At 48.1% G+C, this 819-nt stretch carries 1 protein-coding gene; it reads right to left on the reverse strand.

Features of this window, described 5'->3' with window-relative positions; all coding sequences use genetic code 11:
- Window positions 1–690, reverse strand: a 690-nt coding sequence (locus GPK89_RS16120) for a virulence-associated E family protein (RefSeq protein WP_252261729.1), incomplete at its 3' end; no start/stop codon positions are given.
- Window positions 691–819: the final 129 nt, after the last annotated feature.

The raw sequence follows: 819 nt of genomic DNA on the forward strand, positions 1-819 counted from the left end.
CCCGAACACGCATTGTCGCTTGCGGTCTGCCGGATGTGTCTCATAGGGGACTTTGTATGTCTCTTTCTGTCTGCTCAAAAAGGACTTGATTTCCTCAATGCTCTTTGCATTGGCGGTGGCTATCATCTCTGACATCTCGATTATCCAATGCCCCTGCATTTTGCGGTACACATTTTCATCGTCCAGCTTTTTAAGGTCATCGGTAAACCAATCGTCCTTGACCGCAAGCAGACGGAAGAAAGAGGACTTTCCGGCTCCTTGCCCTCCGACAAGGCATAGCATGACTTCAAACTTGCACCCCGGCTTAAAGGCTCGGCTGATTGCCCCAAGCAGAAACAGCTTCAAGGCTTCATAGGTATAATCATCGGCATCAGACCCAAGAAAGCGGTGCAGACAAAAGCGTATGCGTTCCTGTCCGTCCCACTCCAAGCCGTTCAAAAAATCGCAGACAGGATGATAGCGGTTTTCATTTGCGATAACCAATGCGGCATCCTCGATTTTCTTCTCAACCGTCAAGCCGTAGTGTTCTTCAAAATAGAGAAGCAGATATTTAATATCCACATCGGTCAGAGTGGAGCTTTCACGATACCAACCAAGCGGCTTTACAATGTCGGTGCGTTCCGTCAACAGATTTTTGCGGATAGCACCTTTCAGCAGAGGGTCATTCTGAAATACCATCTTGTAGTTCATAGCGGTATTCGCAGGCTTACCTTGCTGTGTCAGTTCTAATCGGTCTCGGATTTCCTCTCTGGCGGCTGTCTGCAAATCTTCGTTCAAGTTTCATCACCTCGTTTCTTTGCTCGGCTACAAGTGCCTTTC

Origin of the sequence: Gemmiger formicilis (assembly GCF_018784445.1) — a bacterium.
Classification (GTDB): domain Bacteria; phylum Bacillota; class Clostridia; order Oscillospirales; family Ruminococcaceae; genus Gemmiger.